This is a genomic window from Streptomyces sp. HSW2009, from assembly GCF_040240285.1.
GTDB lineage: Bacteria > Actinomycetota > Actinomycetes > Streptomycetales > Streptomycetaceae > Streptomyces.
This window is the reverse complement of the sequence record NZ_JBEHZD010001174.1, coordinates 1-404: the sequence shown is the minus strand read 5'-3', so window position 1 is coordinate 404 and position 404 is coordinate 1. Positions and strand designations below refer to the sequence as shown.

Genomic DNA, 404 nt, shown 5'->3' with positions numbered 1-404 from the left:
GGGACGGTGGTGATCACCGGTGGCACCGGCGTACTCGCCAGCCTCGTCGCCCACCACCTCGTCACCCACCACAACATCCGCCACCTCCTCCTCCTCTCCCGCCAAGGACCCCACGCACCCAGAGCCACCCAACTCCACCACCAACTCACCCAACTCGGCGCCACCCCCACCATCACCACCTGCGACACCACCAACAAACAACAACTCGCCAACGCCCTCAACACCATCCCACCCCAACACCCCCTCACCGGCATCATCCACACCGCCGGCACACTCGACGACGCACTCCTCACCCACCTCACACCCCAACGCACCCACCCCGTACTCCGCCCCAAAACCCACACCGCCTGGAACCTCCACCAACTCACCCACCACACCCCACTCGACTTCTTCATCCTCTTCTC

1 protein-coding gene is annotated in these 404 nt (G+C 64.9%); it reads left to right on the top strand.

What is annotated here, in order from left to right:
* Nucleotides 1–404, top strand: a 404-nt coding sequence (locus AAHZ94_RS35095) for a KR domain-containing protein (protein ID WP_349997689.1), incomplete at both ends; no start/stop codon positions are given.